This is a genomic window from Paenibacillus sp. A3M_27_13 (genome assembly GCF_024213315.1).
Lineage (GTDB): Bacteria > Bacillota > Bacilli > Paenibacillales > Paenibacillaceae > Paenibacillus > Paenibacillus polymyxa_B.
Genome location: NZ_JANAVE010000004.1, coordinates 283,952 through 306,034 on the forward strand (window position 1 = coordinate 283,952; position 22,083 = coordinate 306,034).

Genomic DNA, 22,083 nt, shown 5'->3' on the forward strand with positions numbered 1-22,083 from the left:
GTGCCGCTGATTTAGCGGACAGCCTCGCACAGAGCAACTTGAAGGAGGAATAGGCATGTCCACATTAGTTACACCTTTTACAGACCGCAGAATGGCGGAAATTGTAGAAAAGGTACAGAACGGTATTCGTTTAAACCTTGAAGACGGTATATATTTGTATGAAACTGACGATATCCTCACACTGGGTCAGTTGGCTAACGAAGCTAATTTACGCAAGAACGGAAAAAAGGTTTATTTTATCGAAAACATGAGCCTGTACTTCACCAATGTATGCGAAGCGCGCTGCGCGTTCTGCAATTTCCGCAAGGATCAGGGGGAGGACGGCTCTTATACGTTGTCCGGGCAGGAAATGATTGATTATGTAGAGCAACACATCCATCCGGGGGTAAGAGAATTTCATATCGTCGGTGGTCATAATAATCATGTGCCTTTCCAATACTATGTAGACTCATTGAAGGCGCTGAATGAAAAGTATCCCCACGTTACACTGAAAGCTTACACTGCAGCGGAAATTGACTTTTTCACACGCATAAGCGGCTTGAGTATTAAAGAAGTGCTTCAGGAGCTGCAAAAGGCTGGACTTCAATCCCTGACTGGTGGTGGCGCGGAAATCTTGTCCGACGAATATCGGAAGAAGATGCGTGTTACGAAAGCCAACGTGGACCGCTATCTCGAAGTACATCGCACGGCCCACAATCTCGGCATGAAAACTCATACGACTATGCTGTACGGTTCGGTCGAATCGTATCAGGATCGTATTGAACATATGCTGCAAATTCGCGAATTGCAGGACGAAACGAACGGATTTATGGTATTTATTCCACTGTCCATGCAGCCGAAAAGCAAAAACGCCAACATCATGCGTCGTAACTCCGCTTACGAGGATCTCAAAACCATTGCGATCAGCCGCCTGATGCTGGACAATATCGACCATGTCAAAGCTTACTTCATTAATATTGGCCCGCAATTGACGCAGGTCGCTCTCACCTTTGGCGCATCAGACGTCCATGGCACGATTGTGCGTGAGCAGATCAGCCATGCCGCAGGTGCGTTAACCCCTACCGGATTGACCCGTAAAGAGCTAATCTGGCTGGTCAAAGGTGCAGGACGCATACCTGTAGAACGGGACACCTTCTATAACGAAATCGAAGTTTTCGAATAAATGTAATATCGGATTCAGATTTCCCGCGAGCATTTCATCCCCATTACTCACACCATGCAGCATCATGCTGCCTCGGAATACGCTGGTCTGCCTGACAAAGGCAGGCCCGATTCTCGGGTTTTATAACAACAAAAACTTGTGTTTGATCGATAAGACACCAGACCATTTGCCGGGGACACGGTAGCGAAAGGAAGGCGGATTTTGATGAAAAATTTCGTTATTCTGGGGGGCGGCTATGGCGGCCTTACCATTGCCAAAGAATTGCTGGATAAACACATTCCCGACGATGTTCAAGTTATTTTAGTGGATCGAATGCCCTTTCAGGGGTTGAAAACAGAGTACTATTCCCTAGCGGCAGGTACGGTTTCTGATTTTGATTTGCGGGTGCATTTTCCAGATGAACAACGTCTTATTCGCAAATATGGAGAGGTCACCTCGATGGATCTGGAGAATAAGATTGTCCATTTTCAAGACGGTGAACCCTTGCCCTATGACCAGCTTGTCATTGCGTTGGGTTGTACCGACCGCTTTCACAATACACCAGGGGCTGAGGAACACAGCTGTACGATCCAGTCATTTAACCATACTCGCCAAACCTATCTGCGCTTGAACGAAATCAAGCCATATGGACATGTTCATATTGTAGGCGGCGGTCTTAGCGGTGTTGAGATTGCTGCGGAGTTACGTGAAAGCCGCACGGATTTGAATATTACCATTATGGATCGGGGCGAGCGGGTGCTGTCGGCATTCCCGCAACGTTTGTCTGCCTATGTACATGCTTGGTTCAAGGAGCATCAGGTAAATGCGCTGAATCATGTTGCGGTTTCCCGTATTGAGCCGGGGGCTATTTATAACCGTGACGAGCAAATTGTAACGGATGCAGTGGTATGGACGGCTGGGATTCAGCCGGTAAAAATCGTGCAGGATTTAGCCGTCCCTAAAGACCCTCAGGGTCGTATCGTGCTCAACGAGTATTATCAAATACCAGATCATCCTGAGGTGTATGTGGTCGGAGACTGTGCGAGCCTTCCCTACTCTCCAAGCGCTCAGGCGGCAGAAGTGCAAGGGGAGCAAATCGCACACATTGTACGCGACCTGTGGAAAGGTCAAACGCCTCATCCGCATCCTTTAAAGCTGCGCGGTACATTAGGCGCACTTGGCAAGAAGGCCGGGTTCGGCTATGGCTTTATGGGCAGTACCTCATTGCGCGGACGAGTACCACGCCTGCTTAAAAGCGGCGTGCTCTGGAAGTCCAAACGCCATTTTGGCTAACCGCATGCTCAACAAACAAAGAAGACCCGCTCCCAGAGCAGGTCTTCTTTGTTTGTTGAGTGTATGATGATGTATATTTCCTATACAAAAGGAAGCTGGTTAAACGGACCATTCTATTTCAATCCAAATCTAGGTTATCCCATGCTTCAGCTTCCTTAATTTTGTTCATAATCACTTCGTACAGAAGCTCTGCTGAATCTGCGGATACAATCTCACCGTTGACCATCGCATAGGGTTCGGCGTTGCACTGACCACAATTGCTTAGGCATCCGTATTCAATCACATCATAATCTGGATTCTGCTCCAGCTTGGACATGATTTCATCGGTACCCCAATGCATATTACTGGTGCAAAACTCAATAATAGGCCTTAACATTTTTTCACCTGCTTTGGATGACGGGCATTTTAATTTGGCCCGCTTTGTAATATAATAATAAAGGTATAGGAAAGGAGTTGAATTCTAATGAGCGAAACACAAAGCGTTCAAATGTATGACGAAGTAGCAGATGTACTGGATAAGCTCCGTCCGTTCCTGCAACGCGATGGTGGCGACGTTGAGCTGGTTGACGTTGAAGACGGCATCGTTAAGCTGAAGCTGGTAGGCGCTTGCGGCAGTTGCCCAAGTTCCACAATCACGCTGAAAGCAGGGATTGAACGCGCTCTTCTCGAAGAAGTCGACGGCGTCCAAGAAGTGGTACAAGTATTCTAATGCTTGATGCATAATGATCATGAGAGTCTTGACTTCGGTAACGAAGCTCAAGACTCTTTTTTGTATTACAGCGTCTGAAGGATCACTTAAGCTTATATGGTTGGCCGAATGGGATCTAAACCTCCCGATACATCCATAATATTGCCTGTTATAAAATCCGAATGCTCCTCACATAAATAGGCGATCACTCGTGCAATGTCCTCTCCGCTCCCCGGACGTCCACGCGGTGTCTCTTTATCCTGCATGCCGATGACATCGGCGATTGACATTTCCTTATTTGCTCCTCGGATGTCCCCTGGACAGATCATATTGACCGTAATGCCATAAGGAGCTTCCTCCACAGCCAGTGACTTCGTAAAAGACACCAGCCCCACCTTGGCGGCTGCGTAGACGGCACGATGCGGCCAAGCCCTTGCTTCTCCAGCATGACCAAAGCCAAAATGAATAATACGTCCCCAATGCTGGCTACGCATGTGGGGCAATACCAAATGATCCAGCAACATGGTACCGACCAGATTTCCTTGTATCATGGCATGAATCTCAGCCACACTGTAATCCGCAAACAGACGGCGTTCCCGGATGAACGGTCCGGCATTGTTCACCATAATATCGACTCCGCCCAGCCGATCCTGTACTTCACCAATCAGCCTCGTGATATCTTCCTGAACAGAGATATCCCCTTGTAAAGACAGGCAGCGTACTCCCTTAGACTCAATCACCCGCTTAAGCGCTTCGGCTTCTGCTTGGCTATGCACATAATTTAGCGCAATATTACAGCCTTCATCCGCCAGACGCAAAGCGGTCGTTTTACCTAAACCTTTGGCACTGCCGGTTATGAATGCGACTTTATCTCTCAACAATTTTCCTCCTGTTCACAGAGAACGGTCACCCCCAAGTATAAAATATTTAAGCTTCCCCTACAACTCCATCCAAAAAGAAACCCCAGTCCTCTTGTTCAAGAGAATCTGGGGTTTGCGTGCAATGCGTTCTCGTTCCCTGCTTAAAATGCTGGAATAATCGCGCCTTGGTATTTATCTTCGATGAATTTTTTAGTTTCTGGAGATTGCAAAGCTTTGATTAGCTTCTGAATCGCTTCGGAATCTTTATTATCAGGACGTGCTACCAGAACGTTAGCATAAGGAGAATCTTTATCTTCCAGTGCCAGTGCATCCTTCGTTGGATTCAGCTTCGCTTCCAGAGCGTAGTTCGTGTTGATCAACGCAATATCCACTTCAGGCAACTGACGTGGCAGCATAGCCGCCTCAAGCTCCTTGAATTTCAGGTTTTTCTTATTTTCAGTAATATCTTTTACCGTAGCTTCAATGTTGCTTGCGTCTTTCAGCTTGATCAGACCTTGTTTCTCCAACAAGAGCAATGCGCGGCCTCCGTTTGTCGCATCGTTCGGAATGGCTACAGTTGCGCCATCAGGGATTTCATCAAGCTTTTTATATTTTTGGGAGTAGATACCGAATGGCTCCAAATGAACTGCGCCCACAGAAACCAGATCCATTTTGCGCTCTTTGTTCATCACATCCAAGTAAGGTACATGTTGAAAGAAGTTAGCATCCAGTTGCTTGTCAAACAATTGTACGTTCGGCTGTACATAGTCGTTAAACTGAACGACTTGGAGACGAATTCCTTCTTTTTCCAATTGAGGTTTGATCGCTTCCAAAATTTCCGCATGCGGCACAGGAGAAGCTCCAACTTTCAGCTCCACTTCACGTGGTGATCCGCCTGTATTTTGGTTCGCATTGTTTGTATCCGATGTTGTGCTCTTTGTACCGCAAGCCGCCAGCACCGCAATTAATGTCAAGCTTAGTACAGCCAATACCCATTTCTTCATGTTATTACCCCTCCAATAATTTGTAATATTCAGGATCAGACGTCCTGATCAATAAGGATATCTATATGTTTTCCCTATTTTCGAGTATAATGCCGCACGAGGCGATCTCCCGCCATTTGCAGCAATTGTACCAATACGACCATCAGCACGACCGCAACGATCATGACAGCCGTTTCATAACGATAATAGCCGTAGTTGATAGCCAGTGTACCCAGTCCACCGCCCCCGATCATCCCGGACATTGCCGTGTAGGATACGAGTGTAACGACGGTAATGGTTAATGCAGCGAGCAGACCCGGAAGTGCCTCACGTAACAGCACACGCCGGATAATTTGTCCTGTCGAGGCACCCATCGCTTGTGCGGCTTCAATGACACCCTTGTCCACTTCACGCAGAGACGTTTCGACAAGACGTGCGAAGAATGGGGCAGCCCCGATAACCAACGGCGGAATGGTTCCAAGCACCCCGGTCGAGGTACCTACCAGCGATCGTGTAAAAGGAATAAGTGCAACGATCAAAATGATAAATGGTACGGAACGTAAAATGTTAACGATGAATGATAATACAATGTATATCACCTTCATCAGAGTTAACGAGGAGCGACTCGCCAGAAACAATAATATGCCAAGCGGCAAACCAATAATGAGGGTGAACAATGCGGATGCTCCGAGCATCTGAAGGGTTTCCAGAGTAGAATTCCCTAGCTCATCCCAACTCACTTGTGAAAAATCAAGTTCGCTCATTGTCCGATCACCTCCACATCAAGTCCTTGCCCAGACACTTCGCGCAGCGTATGCTCTATATCTTCATGGTTTCCTTCAAAACGAACGATCAGCTGTCCATAGGGTACATTTTTAATCGTAGATATGGTTCCCTGCAAGATCGCAAAATCAACACCAGTGCTTCGGGCCGTACGCGATAGAATCGCATCATATGTTTTACTGCCCAAGAAGGAGATACGTACCACCCGCGCCGACTCGCCGCCACCTGCTGCCGCAATCGCTGCTTGCAACTCCTCGGGATGTTCTGACTCCCGTTGGATAAAGTCCTTGGTTACCTGGTGCTGTGGCTTCAAAAATACTTCCGCAACTGGGCCTTGCTCCACGATGTCGCCCTGATGAATGACGCCAACTCGATCACAAATACTTTGAATGACATGCATTTCATGTGTAATCAGCACGATGGTTAAATTAAAGCGCTGATTAATATCCAACAGCAATTTCAGGATAGACCCCGTCGTCTGCGGATCAAGCGCAGAAGTCGCTTCGTCACACAGCAATACATGAGGATCACTAGCCAGCGCCCGTGCAATTCCTACCCGCTGTTTCTGTCCACCTGAGAGCTGTGACGGATACTTTCCACTGTGTTCTTCCAGACCCACCAGTTCCAGCAGCTCACGAACTTTCATGTCCAGCTTTTCCCTGGGAGTGTTTACCAACCGCAAAGGAAATGCAATATTGTCATACACCGTTGCCGAAGATAACAAATTAAAATGCTGAAAAATCATTCCGATTTTTCGACGTTGCTTCTGTAACTGGGATTGACTCACAGTAGCGAGGTTTACCCCGTCTACCCATACTTCACCTGAAGTAGGGCGTTCCAATAAATTAATACAGCGGATCAATGTACTTTTCCCCGCCCCGGAGTGACCAATCACTCCGAATATTTCTCCACGCTTTATAGAAAGATTCAACCCAGATAGCGCATTAACGCGTCGGTTGCCTTTGCCATAATGCTTGGTTAACTGCTTAAGCTCTATCAACGTGCTGCGACCCCCTTCACTTCTTCCTTACCCTTTAACCAGTTGTCATCTCTCAGAATTGTATAAAATCGCTATTTATTTATACAAAAAAGAGCCCCTTTCACAGAAAGAAAAGGGCCCCACCTTGCGAACCTTTTCTCATCTGCCAAAATCGCTATAACTCTAGCGGTTTTGTAGGAATTAGCACCATCATGTTCCCTCCCAGTGTATTACACCGGGAAAGAACGGGTTGCCGGGCTTCATCGGGCCAGTCCCTCCACCTCTCTGGATAAGAAAAATATGTTAAACTCCAGCTTTAGCTGTCCGTTAAGTTTATATAAAAAAAACATAATTCAAGCATTCTTCTGAAACTAGGTTTCAGTATAGATAGTTTACATTGCTTTGTCAAAGGATATTTTCTATCATATTTTTGGGCGTACTGCCCGGTTCTCCCATTGTTTCGCAGTATGAGTAAAGGCGTTTGACAGCGACCGACATACCATTTCCAAGCCCTGCTGCAAATCTTCCAAATGGTGATCAAGGTCCTCCAGTTGGATTTTTCCATACAAAGCTCGGTGTCGTTGCCAGAGATCATCCTGCATTTCCGTATTCATATAGTGTATCTCCGTATTCCGACGCTTACGCAGCCGATTGATGGCATCGTTGTAAGTATCCTTGATATCAATTAAATTATCGGTCAATACAGGATGCATTTTGAGATACTTGAGCTGCCGCAACACGGTAAAATACGAATAATGCGCCTTATACTGACCTGTTTTTAAATCATACAGATCATTCAGCCAGTTGCCCAGCTTATCTAAAATAGAGAATACCCGAACAAACCCATCTTTATAAAAGAAAACATATAATGCATAATCGGATTTTTCATTCTCACTCATATCTTCAGCATATCCGGCTTTCACTTTCATACGGAAAAAGGCGGAAGCATGATGGCTCTGCTCCAGTTCATCCAGAGATGACATTAGGCCGCGTGTTAAAATATCCGCCTTCCGAAAATCGTGGGTCGGATCTCCACCAGCCTGAATTTGCCGCTCCAGCAGGTTCAACATAGCTGACATGCTATTCATGGCATCTAGCAGGATGCCTTTGTTCACACGTGGTGGCTCACCCAGTAGCTTGCGTATCATGCTTACGCCTCCTTATAAATGTAGAATCCGGCTGTAGGTTTAATTAGGGCGTCAAGCGAAATAACTCGTCCATCGTTGATCTACAAGCTTCACAATATCCTCACGCGGTAACACCTCATCCGGATACCCTGGCTTCATACGCGCATCCACTACAATCGGCAGCTTATAGTTCAGATGATGCAAACGCACTTCGCTGTCCGCGTACATATCCGTAGCCGGGTTAAAGCGTGTGAATACCGTCCACAGGAACGAGGCTTGAGAGCGAACGACTTCTTTGGCATCGTCCACAATGAAAACGAGTGGCCACTCTTGCTCACCCGCTGCTAATCGCTCCAAAACACGTGCCGCCAGCTCAGGCTCCTGCTCAAAGGACGCACCCGATACGACGAGGCAACCTCCGCAATAGGGCTCAATTTCACGAATTCCCGGCAGATCGCCTCCCTCATAAGCACGAGGCAATTCACGTACAGGCTCACCTATCCCCATCAGGATGGCCTTACTGCCATGATTCAGCTTGCGGCCTGTGTAATCGAGTGTATCGTGTGACGTGTGATTGAATATAAATAAATCCCTTGCTGGATTAAATCGCTCCAGAATGGTTTCCAGCAGTAGGTTAAAGTCAGATAAATCAATTACTCGATCCGTCAGCATCAGGAACTTGGTCAACGATAATTGACCTTGACCCAAAATGGTAAAACCGGATACAAGCGCTTCACGGGAGTAGCTTTCACGTACGACTGCCGCTGCCAGCGCATGTACGCCCGTTTCCGCATACGCCCACAGGGACTTGACGGAAGGCATCACAAGCGGATAGGCAGGCGACAGCAGACGTTGCAAAAACTCACCGAGATAGTAGTCTTCTTGCCGAGGCTTACCTACAATGGTTGCCGGATAAATGGCATCCTTGCGGTGATGCATATGTTTGACATGAAATACAGGGAAATCATGCTGTAATGAGTAATAGCCAAAATGATCACCAAACGGGCCTTCCGGACGGCGTTCATGAGGCGGTACATAACCGCTGATTGCAAATTCTGCTTCTGCTGGAATCCGGTGACCCCCGAGCGGGTCTTCTGTCATGGGCAGCTTGCCTCCCATAATAAGCGAAGCCAGCAACAGCTCAGGCAAGTTTTCCGGTGCTGGCGCAATGGCAGACGCAATCAGGGCAGGCGGGCCACCGATGATAATCGTCGTAGGCAATGGCTCATTACGCAGTTCCGCTTCATGATAATGAAAACCGCCGCCTTTATGAATTTGCCAGTGAATGCCCGTCGTCTGATCATCATAAATCTGAATGCGGTACATCCCCAAATTATGATCCTTGGGCTGACCTGGCTTCTCAGTATACACGAGTGGAAGCGTAATAAACGGCCCTCCATCCTCATGCCAACTGGTCACTTTAGGCAGTGGTGCCAGCGGAGCCTCTGTACGGCGAACTCCCAATACAGGGGCCTCGCTATGAGATACTGTTTTTAGCCCTACTTTTAGCATGTCCTTAATCAGGCCACGTTCATTCCACAATGCTTTGGGTGTAGGTGGAAACAATGTTTTGGTCGCTCCTACAATCGCATCCATCAGTTGCTCTGGGCGCGGACCAAAAGCCATGTCCACACGGCGATTTGTGCCAAACAGATTACTGGCTACAGGAAACGGGGTTCCTTTTACATTCGTGAACAGAAGTGCCGGCCCTTCTTCCTCAATGACTCTTCGATGAATCTCAGCCAGCTCCAGGTAAGGATCGACAGGTGCCTCTATAATTTTAAGATGATTTTCTTTACGCAGCGCTTCAATAAATTGGCGCAAATTCTGGTAGATCAACTGGACGACTCCTCCTAAGCAAATCAAGCCCTCGAGAAACTCGCGGGCCTGGTTTGTTTCTTATATGCTATTATACGTGTTAAAACGCCTCTTGGGCAAAAATCCGCTTCACTACGATTCATGAAATGCTTAGGTACGTTGTGCTTGGGTCGAAACAAACTTGCGGTCCGGTGACAATTGCCATACACGGTAGCTCAGATAAGCCAAAATCGAGAACAACGATGCAATCACCAGCATATGTCCCAGCACGATAAACATGTAGATTTCAGGTTTGTTGACGTACAACAAGATAATTCCAATCACCACTTGAAGCAAGATTAACAAGACCGATACGACACCCAATATACGGATATCCCGGTGATTCGGGTGATAACGGTATGAGTAGTGACCCACAGCCAAGATAATGACGAACAGCAGACCAGCTGAAATCTGATGAAGCAGCAGTGGAGATATGAAGCCCCCAATATTTACAACCTTCTGGATGACCGAGTGACTAAGCAACGCCCCTGAATAGACAGCAATATAGGTATAGATCGTCGATAACCATATAAAGTTACGAAAGCCCCGACTGACAGGCCCAGGAATCAGACGCGGGGTGTGGCGTGAATCTGCATGCTCCTGCCAGGCCCCCAACGTCATCATAGTTGCACTGGCAAAGGCGATAAGCGCAAAGCCAAAATGCAGTCCCATGACTGCAGCCGATTGGGAGAAGACGACAGCCAACGCCCCCATTGCACCTTGTATGATGACAAACATGAGCGTGAGCAGCGAGAATAGCTGCAAATCCTTCCGATGCTTCATAAACAGCAAAAAGCCAACAAATGAGGCGATAGAAAGAATCCCGGCCATGGCACTGACGGAGCGATGAGAGAACTCAATAAGGGATGCGATCGTATGTGCCGGAACCAGCTTACCATTGCACAGCGGGAATTCCCGGCCACAGCCGAGACCAGAATCCGTTCGCGTCACGACACCTCCACCGAAGGTAGCCAAAAACATGACAATACATGTTACGAGTGCCAGCCATTTTAATATTCTGATTTTGTTATTCAAAGAATTCACCCGTATCCTTCCAAATATAATATTTATTCACTTTATATGTTGTGAAATGATCACTTAAAGTAATTATAACTGATATATCGTTCCTTGACATACGAGCTTTGTTGACAAAATGTGAACGTGTCCGTGAGAAAGCCGCCCCCTGAGAAGGAAGCGGCTTTCTGAATGTCTTGATGTTATTTTGCCAAGCTCGCGTGGACTTCAACAGCCCGATCCAAAAATTGCTCAATCTCTTCGCGGGATTTGCGCAGTCTGTTCACCAGACGTACCAGTTCTCGCCCTTCACTGTAAGCGATAAAGCTAGGAATCCCCAATACATTTTGCTCTTGACTGACGCTTTCGGCCTGTTCTACATCAATCTCAATTAATGTAAGCTTATCTGCATATTGTTGTTCCACATCAGGCATGAACGGATCGATGAAATGACAATCCTTACACCAGTCCGCCTTAAACACAGCCACCGTAACGCCCGGAGTGGATATTGCCTTATTAAAGTCTTCATGAGAGACGATTTTTTGCATGGATGATTCCTCCTTAAATTCTTTTTGTGCTGAAAAGATTGCACTTTCTATTGTAACGCCAAGTGAAGCTTTTGCACACTACCCCATTCTACTCACATGCCGATTGGAAGCCCTCTCATTGAGGCATACTAAAGATATACTTAAGAATCCACATAAGCGTCGACATCCTAACAGCATACCCAACATACTTGGCAGGATACGGGGATGCTTGCAGTTGGAAAGGAGGTTAATTTAGTCATGTCTCTTACCGAATGGCTCCATACAGCATCTCGACAGCTTCAAGGAGGGCTAAAGTTACTGGGTTCCGTTCCCCGTGTTGCAGAGGAAGCTTGGGAGGGCAAACGGGCGGCTTGGACCGAATCCCGCAAATTACGCTCCCCCTTGCGTGAACTAGCGTGGGATTATCATACGGCACAGGCCGCTATGAATGAAGCTGAAGCGATAATGCTGGTGAACGGACCCGCTACGCGTCCCTCTTCTCTGAATATGCCCTTATGCGAAACAGACTGTGAGCTACTGGAGAGGATCAAGAACGATACAGCACAGGAGAATCGCAGCAACGTCACCCGCACTGCCGCTTACCTTGAATGCTATCGTGGCTACCCGGAGTTACACTGGGCATTACTGGCCCACCTGGTTTCTCGTAATGGCGGCTATAATATGACCGATCTGAAAGGGGGACTGATTGGCAACCTGTTCGGTGAACAGGAAAAGGAATGGCTGTATCGGCTACTGGAGCGCTGTAACGCCCTTATTTTTCAAGACGCTTATCCGCAGTTGCAACTTTACATGCACAGCCGTCATTTAGGTCGAAGTTGCTTTCATTTGTTGCCTTATTTTCACGTTTCGCCATTCATGAAGCCCTTTTGGGAACGTTTCTGGGCTTGGCGGGATAGCTCTCTGTTGACTGTGGCGCTCATCATTAATGAACAAAACTATATTGAAGGACGTGTGGTAAAAGATCCGTATTTCCAAAAATTTGTGACACACAAGCCGGGCTTTTATTTGCATGACTGGCTCCAGCTAAATCAGGTTATATTTCCACTTGGACTGAACGGTGGACTTGCTGGACTAGTAATGGAGCGTTTCGGCCATTTGGACGAGCGGATCGGCTTTGGCAAAAGTCTCTATGCTATGCTCTTTGGCCATCAGCAGGTGCTGGACCAGGTATCCGCATTCGCTAACAGTGTGCCGCATACAGGTTCACGCAGCGACTATTGGCCCGGATTGTTCACACCGAATGAACAAAAAGCGCTGCACTCTCTAGATGAAAGTGCAACGCTTTTAGCACATGAATGGCTACCGCCAGGACAACGTCTGTACAGTCCGGAGCTGAACGCCGTCTGGTCCGATACAGCTTATGATCCAATCCCCCGGTATGACTGGTTTCAGGACGGCTCCACACTTGGACATCTCAGCGAACCAAGGCGACCGCTGTTATTTGCCATGCGCCATGAGCATCGTCATGGCATTCAAAAAACAGCAATGGCCCACGTTGCCCATAACAGCTTGCAACCTTTCCACTGAAAGACTGGGGGGCTCTTTTAGCCTCGTTGTCCTGTGGACTCACGCTGTAGACGCATTAACGGACGCAGTACCTTTTGCAACATACGCGGATAGTTGCCCAGCTCGTCCCTGCGCAATACGCGCAGTACAACCAGCAACAACAAGTAGCATACCAGTACAGCTGCCCCGGCAATGCAGCACGCGATCAAGAAGGCCACACGCGCAGGCATCAGATGCACCAGCAGAATACAGGCTTCATTTACACCGTATCCGATAGCTCCCGAGACGACGACTGCGGTTAAGAACCCTGCCCAGCGACGGCCCATGATGGAAAAGGAGACAATCCCTTTAAGCACACGCAAATTTAGCAATGTGATCACGAGGAAACATAATCCGGTTGCAGCAATGATCCCATAAATTCCAAGCCAACCAGCCAGCAGCCAGCTCGCTGCAAACTTGACGACGATACCGACCATGACATTAACCATTGAAATACGCGGCTTGCCCATACCGATCAGTATCGAATTAGAAGTCATCATCGTAATCTGGAATATCGTTCCGAGTGTCAGAACAGCAATGATACCACTGCCTCCAAGCGAGCTAAACAGTAAACCATTAATAGAATAGGCGGTTACACATAAAGCCAGCACAATCGGCATTCCAGTCAAAATAGAGATACGCAAAGCCAACGTCATCTGATTTTGTAAATGCTGCTCATCCTTACGGGCAAATGCCGCTGAAATGATCGGAATGAGCGATTGGCTGAGCGCAATGGCCAAAATCGGCGGAATTCCCGCCACACTCTGTGCCCGAGAGCCTAGATAACCCAACTGAGTAGTCGCCTGATCCAATCCCACTTGACCAGACAATAGTCTCACCACAATCGACGTATCAATAAAGTTGACCGCCGGAACCGTCAGAGACGACAATACAATGGGAATGGAAAGCTTGAAAATATCTTTGTAAATGCGCATCATCGGTAGCGCGGAGCTTTCCTCTTGGAATTGATCTTGACGATCCTGTCGATCCTGGCGACGCAATTTCACCGTGTAGTACAACATAACCGCTAGAGCGCCAAGACTTCCCATGACACCTCCAAAGGAAGCCCCAGCCGCAACCTCGCGATCTCCATAACCTAGCTTCAAAATAATAAAAGCGAGTACAATAGCGGTCGCTACCCGTGCAACCTGCTCCACAATTTGTGAAATACCGCCTGCGGTCATATTACCGCGCCCTTGGAAGTATCCACGCATCATGGCAATGGCAGGGAACAGCAGTAATGCTGGTGCCAAAGCCTGAATGGCCAAAGCGGATTGCGGAACCCCTGCTACATGCTCGGCAAAGTAAGGCGCTCCAAAATACAGCAGCGCTGTAATGATAATGCCTGCCGCGGCCGCGAATATCAAAGCCGCACGATACACACGTCGCGCTTCCGAAGGCCGATCCAGTGCATAACGTTCTGAAACCATTTTGCTCAACGTGCTTGGAATGCCGGCCGTAGCGACCGTGAGCAGCATCAAATAAGCGTTGTTCGCAATGGTAAACGAGGCGTTCCCGACGGAACCGAGCAGATGCTCCAATGGAACACGCTGTACCAGACCAAGTACTCTGGCCACCAAGGCGGCAGCGGCTAAAATAAGCGTACCTTTAAGGAATGTTTCTTTATTGGACAAAATGCGTTCCCTTCTTTCTTGCTGTTCACACGCATGCAAAAGCCCCGCACAAACAGTCATGGCCTGAGCCATCACCGGTGCGGAGCCGCATGTCGATTCTGTCTCTGCAAATCATAATAAACCAAAACGAATCTCGGGTCATAACACCCAAATTAAGAATACAATAATCATGGCAAGCTGCAAAATCACTTTCATCACGGTGCTGGTAAAAAGGCCTAATACAGAGCCAAAGCCCACTTTTATAGCTCGATCCAGTGGGGCTTTGCTTATCAGCTCACCTAGCACAGCACCAATAAATGGTCCCAAAATCAGGCCAAATGCCGGAATAACGAAGGGGCCGATAATAATCCCGATGGTACTCAGTATCGCCGACAGACGCGAGCCGCCAAATCGCTTGACACCCCACGCATTCACAGCATAATCCGCAACAAAAAGGGCAACGACGATTAGTGTTTGTATAATCCAAAACAATGCATTGTATGGAGCAAACGAGAAAAACCAGCCGTATACAAAAAATACAAAATAGATGGCGAGCGCCCCCGGCAATACGGGATATACCGCCCCGGCCATGCCCACAATGAACAGCACAATAACAACAATCCAGCCTACAACGTCCATGGGCCTCCTCCTTCTCGTCCATTCATCCGGCCTGCTGCATTATTCATTTTATTACACAAGCACATAATCACGGATCACTTCTACAATGCCGTCGTCATTATTCGAAGCCACGACCAAATCAGCGGCTTCTTTAACCGTATCCTGAGCATTCCCCATTGCTACGCCCAGTCCAACCGCTTGAATCACAGCCAGGTCATTCAGACTGTCGCCAACGGCAACCACCTGCTCCAGAGTAATGCCAAGCAGATCGCACACTTCAGCGATTCCACTGGCTTTGGATATACCAGCTGGGTTAATTTCCAGATTTGTCATCGAAGAATTGGAAATTTCAAGTCCACCCATATCCTGAAGCTTAAGTAAAATTTGGTGGCGAATTTCGTCATTTTCCGTATTATAACCGAATTTGAGCCACTCCTGTGTGTCCAATGTATCCGGCCAACGATCCCTATTATATAATTCCTCCGTTGAGTAAGCCCAGAACCAAGAGCCTGTTTCTACAGCAATTTGGTGCATCTTACGAACGAGCTCCTTATCAAGTAAATAACGGCGCCACAACTCGTGGGGTGATTTCCACACCTCACTGCCGTTTACGGTTACCATTGGCGTTTCCAGGCCGAGTTGCTGACCGTAAGGCAGAGCATGCATCGCTGCACGTCCGGTGGACAAGCATACATGAATCCCTTCCTGAATCGCCTTGTTAATCCAGTTAATCGTTTCCAAGGAAATTTCATGATTATCATTCAGTAAAGTTCCATCCATGTCGAGCGCAAGCAGTTTGTATTTATATTGGTTTTCTCCCATAGTCTCTCTTCCTCCTGTATGTCCCTTATGTCCAACGACATTTTACCATGAAAAAGAGAAGCCCACAAAAGTATTCAAGTCCTCACTTTGCTGCCAGAGGCTTTTTAGGAGTACCATCTAGCCCATATACTTCGTCATACGCATCAAATATTTTACGCGCAACCGGTCCTGCGCTCGTCGCACCAAAGCCCCCTTCAGGAATGATGACCGCTACTGCCAGCTTCGGATTTTGACGCGGAGCAAAAGCGATGAACACCCCGTTATCTTTAACCGTACGTCCCACCAGCTGCTGGGAAGTCCCCGTTTTGCGGGCATAATCATAAGGAAATCCATTAAAGGCTTTAACATCCGTGGCCATACCTCGAATCACTGTATTCCAGTACGTATCTGAAAAAGCGACCTCATTCAGCACCTTCGGCTTAAATTCACGTACAAGATTCCCCTGATCATCTACAATTTTGCTGACCAAATGAGGTTGCATACGCTTGCCCTTTGTTGCCAACACAGTCGTATACTGGGCCAGCTGCATCGCCGTATACTTTCCCTGCTGACCAAAGGATGCCTGCACCAATCGTGTCAGCGCACTTTCATGCTTGCTCGTATACTCAAGTCTACCTGCCCACTCGCCCGGCAGATCTACTTCTGTCGGAACGCCTAATCCAAATTCCTTCATATACTTGTCCCATACGTCAATTCCCTGATGTACCCCTGCATTACTTCCGTATTTGCCATACAGCGGCTTGCCGATCATATCCACCATAAACGTATTCGACGAGACCTCAATTGCCCTGCTAGGTGTCAAAGAACCATACACATGTCCGCTAGAATTCCCAACCCGGCTGGAGCGATTTTTGCCGTAGTACGCACTTCCCGTATCCAGATAAGTTTGTCCGGGAGAAAACAGGTTTTCCTTCAACCCGATCAGCACGGATAGCGGTTTAATGGTTGAACCCAGAAGCACCGAGGATTCTGGATGTGGACCCGCTTTTCCGCTAGGCACGGATTTAATGGTTCCATTTCCCATTTTATGCTGAATTTCGTCATATACCGAAGGCGAGGTACTTCCACTTTTCCATACATTAGAGTCATAATCCGGCATACTGGCCATTGCCACGATATTTCCGGTCTCTACCTCCATCGCTACAGCGAAGCCAGTGGTAGCGTCTTGATGAAGCTTCCCCGATACGGCATGAGTATGAAGCCAGCGAAGCTGATCCATAATGGCCTGTTCGGTTTTCTGCTGAATTTCCTTGTTAATGGTGGAATATAAATGATGTCCTTTTTCAGGAGGAGTAATGGATTCAATGCCCTCCGGCATGCTGCGCGGATTGACCTCTACCGTTTTATATCCGTTTTTTCCTCTCAGCTCATCCTGGTACTGAAGCTCCAAGCCATCATATCCGACCGTTTCACTTTCCGAATACACCTGTGTCGGTCTTAGAACCTCCGAATTAGCTTCATAGAGCTCTTTATATTTGGGCCGGTTCGTTCGAGCTCCTTTGAACTTGTACATATATCCAATCGTTTGTACCGCCACCCGATCCGGGTCATAATGGCGTATACTTTCTTCTACAACCTCTACACCAGGGAACTCTGTCCGATGCTCCAGAAAATAAGCGATTTCCTCCCGACTCAGGTCGGATTTGACCAAACGTGGGGTAAATCCCCTATATTGATTATAGTCCGGGTCCAGTCGCTTTTTTATTTCCTCTGCATTAAGCTGCTCTCCTTCGTTACGACCCAGTTCGTTTAATTTGGCAGCAAGCTTGGCAGCAAAAGCATTGAGCTCAGGGAGCAGCTTTTCCCCCGGCTTGCGATCTTTCTCCGTACGCTTGCTATAATCCTTAGATAAAGTTACATACAGGGACTGTACTGGAGTCGAATATGCCAGCTTAACCGTACCTGTAGAATCATAAATCGTGCCGCGACTCGGGGCTAACGGGACATTTTTCGTATTTACGGATTGCTGCTGGCCCTTCAGCTCCTCCGATTGTACAAACTGCAATACAGCTAGTCTGGTAATGATCAGGGCAAACAGCACAAAAGCACTTAAAAACAGTAGGTTGGTTCGTAAAACCGTCCGTTTTTTTCGTGACTCTTCATTCTCTTCAACATTTTTCTTTTTAAATGAAAACTTTTTATCCAAACTTCCTCTGTCCATATTAGCTGGTCATTACTCCTTCCGATTAGGGTTTCATATTCCTGATCCTACCATATCTAAAACAATAAACGATGAATTCTAAGATGACAATTTTGTAAGAAAACGTAGAAAAAACATAAAAAAGCTTCCCTCAGCCCAAAGGCTAAGGAAAGCTTTCATGAAATGACATCGTATAAAATCGTATAAAATGATTATGGCTGTTTGATTGCGTTAGAATCGGTTGCTGTTTCAACCTTTTTCTTAGGTACCCCGTCCAAACCATATACTTCATCGTAAGCATCAAAGATTTTGCGTGCCACAGGTCCGGCGCTCCACGCCCCGAAGCCTCCTTCAGGAATGACAACGGCTACGGCCAGCTTGGGATTCTGACGTGGGGCAAAGGCAATAAATACCCCGTTATCTTTTAGTTCTCTGCCCACACTTTGCTGCGATGTCCCCGTTTTGCGAGCATAGTCGTAAGGGAAACCTTTAAATGCGCTGACATCTGTTGACATCCCGCGTATAACTTCATTCCAATAAGCATCCGGAAATTTCACTTCATTTAGTACCTTCGGCTTAAACGTTTGAACTACATTGCCGTTGGTATCTTTAATTTGACTGACCAAATGCGGCTCCATACGTTTACCCTTGGTAGCTAGTACCGTTGTATATTGTGCCAACTGAAGTGTCGTATATTTACCTTGCTGGCCAAAAGAAGCATATGCCAGTTTAGATAGTGAGGACTCTTTCGAATTATGAGCATACTCACTGCGTCCAGACCATTCACTTGGCAAATCTACACCGGTAGACACCCCTAGCCCAAATTCCTTCATGTAGCGGTCCCATACATTCACACCTTGATCTTCCTTGGCATTATTAATGTATTTGTTGTACAATCTTTTGCCCACCATATCGACCATGAACGCATTGGAGGAATGTCGAATGGCAGAAGCCGGGTCCAACCCGCCATACACATGACCCGAAGAGTTTCGAACTCGTGACGAATTGTTACGTCCAAAATAAGCCGCTCCTGTATCCTGGTAGTAGGATGAGGTACTGAATAGATTTTCCTCCAGACCTATCAACACAGAAAGGGGTTTAATGGTGGAGCCAAGTAGGACAACCGACTCAGGATGTTGACCCGATTGGCCCGATCCGAAGGAACGGATAGTGCCATTCAGGTAAACGTTTTGTATTTTTTTGTAATTATCACTGGATATATTTCCAGTCTGCCAGTAATTCGCATCATAATCTGGCATACTGGCCATCGCTACCACATTTCCTGTGTCCACTTCCATAGCCACAGCGAAGCCTGTTTTGGCATAAGGATGAGTCTTGCCAGACACAGCGTGTGAATGGAGCCATCTCAATTGATCCGTAATAGCTTCTTCCGTTTTGACCTGAATCTCTTTATTAATCGTGGAATAAATGTTGTTCCCCTTTTGCGGAGGAGTAACAGAATCTACACCTTCTGGCATATTGCGCGGATCAATCGGAACCGTTTTATAGCCATTTTTCCCTCGTAACTGTTCCTGATATTGAAATTCCAATCCATCAAAGCCAACAGACTCGTTATCCATATAGATGAGGCCCGGATCATTTTCAGCTGACATGGATTTTTGAATATCCCTATATTTATCCAGATTTTCACGCGCACTTTTATAACTTTTAATATAACCAACCGTTTGAACAGCTACCGTATCAGGATCGTAATGACGTACCGTTTCCTCTACGACATCTATCCCGGGGAACTCACTCTTATGCTGCATAAAATAGGCGACTTCATCTTTGTTAAGATTCGTTTTAATCAGACGTGGCGTAAAACCGCTTAATCTCTGATAGTTCCGATCCATAGCGTCCATAATTTGTTCTGCCGTCATTTGCGGCTCATCTTTATTACCATATCGGGCAAACCGATTTGCCAGCTTTTGTGTCATCTTTTCCAGCTCAGGCAACAGCTTTTTATCTGGATTACGCTTTTCTTCCACGCTGTCACTATAATTCTTGGAGAGCGTGATATACAGCGATTGTACAGGTGTAGAATACGCCAGTCTATTCTGCCCGGTCGAATCATAAATCGTTCCGCGAATCGGCGTAAGTGGTACATTTTTGGTAACATTACTGGCCTCCTGCTGCTTAAGCTGAGGTCCATCTACAAATTGAAGTATCGCCAGTCTTACAATAATGACCGTAAATATAATGAACGAGCTGAAAAAGAACAGATTGATCCGAAAGCTGAATCTTTTTCGATCAGACGTCTCGTTGTCTTTTCCCTGCTCGTTGTCTATCTTTCTCATGTGCCCTTTTCCACTCCTTATTAAATCACTTTATCCTTGATATGTGTTTGGGCAAAACCAGGCGGATTAAACCAGTCCCCACTTTGCGCCCAGGTCGGGTCTAACGGTACCCACTGATCCTGCGCGCTCAAATACACTTCATTCCATGCATGGGAACCATATCCTCCCTGTCCGTTATATCCAAGCCCTGTCACCACCTTGACCTGTAGTCCCTGCGACCGAGCCATCATCGCATACAGGCGGGCATAATCAATGCAGACTCCTTTACGTGTATCAAACGTATCTCTGGGGGTCTGTTCATGCCAGTCACCACGCTGCTCATAGGCTTCTACCTTACCGAAATCATAGCTAATACGGGTACCTACCCATTCATACAACGCTCTGGCCTTTTGCTCATCACCGCTCATCCCCTGTGTAATCTTGGCCGCAGCCTGACCGATATCGTTCGGAATTTCCCGGTCAATCATTTCGTATTTACGCTGCAGGATACCGTTTAATTCCTTGGTAACGGCCTGCGTAAATACGGGCAATTTATCCTTAATCAGAGTCCCGGACAACGGCTCAATGACCGATTGCGCTCCTTGCTTATAAATCGGTGAAGCTTGTACGTAGCTGCTAAACCCGCTGTCTGGATACAGACTTACGCCGATGAATAGCAGGGCTATAACCATGATAGCGCGTGCTCCACCAATAAGAGTGCCTATTCCAGCCCCTGCCACCCTGCTGAAAAAGCCTGATTTTTTTTCATGCTCATGGAAAGAAGAATCTGACTTGCCACCTACCATCAACACATAAATTGCACGTAGTACAAATTGGGCGATAGCATAACTGAGCATGAACAATACGGCGAACCGCAGCAGCGGAAAACCTTCTAACCCCGCCACCAACGTATAATAAAATTGTTCAATCCCGCTTAGTTCTCGCTGAGGCAAATGTTCCATGTAAGCCGCCAGCCATTGTTGTACTTTCGGTGAAAGCCACATGGCTAACCCGAGCGAGCACAAAATACCCGCCACAGTCAGTATGCCATCCACAATAAGACTGAACAGCGCCCCTACAGATCTGGAAGCTCCTCGTCTCCAGCCCTGAATCAACGACAGCAGTACAATGACAATCAAAAACACCGTCACGCCATTCCAATGAAGAATAGGCTCCAGCCAGGATGGTTTCATTGTGTTCCTCCTGTCTCTACGGCGACTGTGGCGACTGTGTTACAGCCGAGCCTTTCGCACCTTCGATATATTTCTTGACGGTATCGCCCATACTCCACTCGCCCAGCGACATCCCCTGAAACCATACCTTGACCTTGTCCCCATCAAATGGACCTTTCACTTCCAGGTTGGAGCTGGTTACCGAAAACGTACCATCCGCGTTAGATGTGTATTTGGCATCCCGTCCCTCCTTGATCATCATGTTCAAAGCCTCGCTCTGAACCTTGTTAATCGCATCATCCTTTGCCTGAGTAACGACCTTGCCGACCTGTTCAAAGGAAATGCCACTGTAGATAAGCAAGCCTGCAATTACGACAATGACAATCAGCCATTTTATGAGAGTTCTTACAACCTTCAATATGACTAACAATAGGACAAGCCCAATTAATATATACAGCCAGTTATCCTGAACAATATGCCAATTATGTTCCAAAAACTCTGTCCAGACGCCCTTATCCATTTCGCTACACTCCCGTTTTCAACTACATCATTCAAATCACAAAATTGTCTCTGTAATTATACATGATTACGTGATGCCCTGTCAGCTTAGCTCTTTTACACACC

Annotated in this window: 20 protein-coding genes and 1 riboswitch; of the genes, 4 read left to right on the forward strand and 16 right to left on the reverse strand. The window is 47.1% G+C overall.

Annotated features, from left to right (window positions below; genetic code table 11):
- Window positions 1-55: 55 nt before the first annotated feature.
- Both mqnE and NLX82_RS17580 read left to right on the forward strand, forming a co-directional pair.
- Window positions 56-1,162, forward strand: a complete 1,107-nt coding sequence (gene mqnE / locus NLX82_RS17575) for an aminofutalosine synthase MqnE (protein WP_254348695.1) — start codon at window positions 56-58, stop codon at window positions 1,160-1,162.
- A 204-nt stretch (window positions 1,163-1,366) separates the two neighbouring features.
- Window positions 1,367-2,434, forward strand: coding sequence for an NAD(P)/FAD-dependent oxidoreductase (locus NLX82_RS17580; RefSeq protein WP_069080299.1), 1,068 nt, complete (start codon window positions 1,367-1,369; stop codon window positions 2,432-2,434).
- 118 nt (window positions 2,435-2,552) lie between these two features.
- On the opposite strand, the gene NLX82_RS17585 is transcribed toward NLX82_RS17580, so the two are convergent.
- Window positions 2,553-2,810: a YuzB family protein gene (locus NLX82_RS17585; RefSeq protein ID WP_023990179.1), complete on the reverse strand. Its 258-nt coding sequence runs from the start codon at window positions 2,808-2,810 to the stop codon at window positions 2,553-2,555.
- An 87-nt stretch (window positions 2,811-2,897) separates the two neighbouring features.
- On the opposite strand from NLX82_RS17585, the gene NLX82_RS17590 reads away from it, so the two are divergent.
- Window positions 2,898-3,143: a NifU family protein gene (locus tag NLX82_RS17590; RefSeq protein WP_013311836.1), complete on the forward strand. Its 246-nt coding sequence runs from the start codon at window positions 2,898-2,900 to the stop codon at window positions 3,141-3,143.
- A gap of 92 nt (window positions 3,144-3,235) precedes the next feature.
- On the opposite strand, the gene NLX82_RS17595 is transcribed toward NLX82_RS17590, so the two are convergent.
- From NLX82_RS17595 to NLX82_RS17630, 8 genes are all read right to left on the reverse strand, one after another.
- The gene (locus NLX82_RS17595) at window positions 3,236-4,000 is read right to left on the reverse strand and encodes an SDR family oxidoreductase (protein WP_023990180.1); all 765 of its coding nucleotides are present in this window, start codon (window positions 3,998-4,000) and stop codon (window positions 3,236-3,238) included.
- A gap of 143 nt (window positions 4,001-4,143) precedes the next feature.
- Window positions 4,144-4,986, reverse strand: coding sequence for a MetQ/NlpA family ABC transporter substrate-binding protein (locus tag NLX82_RS17600; protein ID WP_220025986.1), 843 nt, complete (start codon window positions 4,984-4,986; stop codon window positions 4,144-4,146).
- Between the two features lie 74 nt (window positions 4,987-5,060).
- Entirely contained in the window at window positions 5,061-5,729 is a 669-nt protein-coding gene (locus tag NLX82_RS17605) for a methionine ABC transporter permease (RefSeq protein ID WP_023990182.1), read from the reverse strand.
- On the reverse strand, window positions 5,726-6,748 hold the full coding sequence (locus NLX82_RS17610) for a methionine ABC transporter ATP-binding protein (RefSeq protein WP_254348696.1): 1,023 nt from the start codon (window positions 6,746-6,748) through the stop codon (window positions 5,726-5,728). Before NLX82_RS17610 ends, NLX82_RS17605 begins: the two co-directional genes overlap by 4 nt.
- Before the next feature lie 135 nt (window positions 6,749-6,883).
- Window positions 6,884-7,023, reverse strand: a riboswitch (SAM riboswitch).
- A 126-nt stretch (window positions 7,024-7,149) separates the two neighbouring features.
- Window positions 7,150-7,875, reverse strand: coding sequence for a Cthe_2314 family HEPN domain-containing protein (locus tag NLX82_RS17615; RefSeq protein WP_071558294.1), 726 nt, complete (start codon window positions 7,873-7,875; stop codon window positions 7,150-7,152).
- 51 nt (window positions 7,876-7,926) lie between these two features.
- Window positions 7,927-9,693, reverse strand: coding sequence for a UbiD family decarboxylase (locus tag NLX82_RS17620; protein ID WP_025723591.1), 1,767 nt, complete (start codon window positions 9,691-9,693; stop codon window positions 7,927-7,929).
- Between the two features lie 129 nt (window positions 9,694-9,822).
- Window positions 9,823-10,755 carry a COX15/CtaA family protein gene (locus tag NLX82_RS17625; RefSeq protein WP_068941894.1) on the reverse strand — a complete coding sequence of 311 codons (933 nt, stop codon included), beginning with the start codon at window positions 10,753-10,755 and terminating at the stop codon, window positions 9,823-9,825.
- Window positions 10,756-10,928: 173 nt separating this feature from the next.
- A complete protein-coding gene (locus NLX82_RS17630) occupies window positions 10,929-11,273 on the reverse strand; it encodes a thioredoxin family protein (protein ID WP_028541427.1) in 345 nt (114 codons plus the stop codon).
- A 237-nt stretch (window positions 11,274-11,510) separates the two neighbouring features.
- Between NLX82_RS17630 and NLX82_RS17635 the strand changes: the two genes are divergently transcribed.
- Complete coding sequence (locus tag NLX82_RS17635; RefSeq protein WP_071558293.1) at window positions 11,511-12,800, forward strand: DUF2515 family protein; 1,290 nt, start codon at window positions 11,511-11,513, stop codon at window positions 12,798-12,800.
- A gap of 17 nt (window positions 12,801-12,817) precedes the next feature.
- On the opposite strand, the gene NLX82_RS17640 is transcribed toward NLX82_RS17635, so the two are convergent.
- The 7 genes from NLX82_RS17640 to NLX82_RS17670 all read right to left on the reverse strand — a co-directional run bounded on the left by NLX82_RS17640 (window position 12,818) and on the right by NLX82_RS17670 (window position 21,979).
- On the reverse strand, window positions 12,818-14,452 hold the full coding sequence (locus NLX82_RS17640; RefSeq protein ID WP_023990189.1) for a putative polysaccharide biosynthesis protein: 1,635 nt from the start codon (window positions 14,450-14,452) through the stop codon (window positions 12,818-12,820).
- A gap of 138 nt (window positions 14,453-14,590) precedes the next feature.
- The gene (locus NLX82_RS17645) at window positions 14,591-15,070 is read right to left on the reverse strand and encodes a DUF456 domain-containing protein (protein ID WP_254348697.1); all 480 of its coding nucleotides are present in this window, start codon (window positions 15,068-15,070) and stop codon (window positions 14,591-14,593) included.
- Window positions 15,071-15,121: 51 nt separating this feature from the next.
- Window positions 15,122-15,871, reverse strand: coding sequence for a Cof-type HAD-IIB family hydrolase (locus NLX82_RS17650; RefSeq protein WP_023990191.1), 750 nt, complete (start codon window positions 15,869-15,871; stop codon window positions 15,122-15,124).
- Between the two features lie 82 nt (window positions 15,872-15,953).
- Window positions 15,954-18,032: a peptidoglycan D,D-transpeptidase FtsI family protein gene (locus tag NLX82_RS17655; protein ID WP_254348698.1), complete on the reverse strand. Its 2,079-nt coding sequence runs from the start codon at window positions 18,030-18,032 to the stop codon at window positions 15,954-15,956.
- 191 nt (window positions 18,033-18,223) lie between these two features.
- Window positions 18,224-20,308, reverse strand: a complete 2,085-nt coding sequence (locus NLX82_RS17660; protein WP_254348699.1) for a peptidoglycan D,D-transpeptidase FtsI family protein — start codon at window positions 20,306-20,308, stop codon at window positions 18,224-18,226.
- A gap of 20 nt (window positions 20,309-20,328) precedes the next feature.
- Entirely contained in the window at window positions 20,329-21,480 is a 1,152-nt protein-coding gene (locus NLX82_RS17665) for a transglutaminase domain-containing protein (protein WP_028541422.1), read from the reverse strand.
- Window positions 21,481-21,496: 16 nt separating this feature from the next.
- On the reverse strand, window positions 21,497-21,979 hold the full coding sequence (locus NLX82_RS17670; protein WP_023990195.1) for a hypothetical protein: 483 nt from the start codon (window positions 21,977-21,979) through the stop codon (window positions 21,497-21,499).
- Window positions 21,980-22,083 lie beyond the last annotated feature (104 nt).